This is a genomic window from Pseudomonas sp. HY7a-MNA-CIBAN-0227, assembly GCF_040310325.1.
Classification (GTDB): Bacteria; Pseudomonadota; Gammaproteobacteria; order Pseudomonadales; family Pseudomonadaceae; genus Aquipseudomonas.
On sequence record NZ_JBEOPT010000414.1, the window covers coordinates 1 to 205 of the forward strand.

Annotated in this window: 2 tRNA genes; both read left to right on the forward strand. The window is 60.0% G+C overall.

The features are described 5' to 3' along the window. Position 1: 1 nt before the first annotated feature. Positions 2 to 77, forward strand: a tRNA-Val gene (locus AAEZ06_RS28485). A gap of 55 nt (positions 78 to 132) precedes the next feature. Then, positions 133 to 205, forward strand: a tRNA-Asp gene (locus AAEZ06_RS28490).

A 205-nucleotide genomic window follows, 5' to 3' on the forward strand; every position in this document is an offset into this window, starting at 1 on the left:
AGGGTGATTAGCTCAGCTGGGAGAGCATCTGCCTTACAAGCAGAGGGTCGGCGGTTCGATCCCGTCATCACCCACCACTTCTTGAGAGTTTTGCCTTCGGGCAAGACGCAACGTTAAAGGTTGCACCGACGCGCAGCGGTAGTTCAGTCGGTTAGAATACCGGCCTGTCACGCCGGGGGTCGCGGGTTCGAGTCCCGTCCGCTGC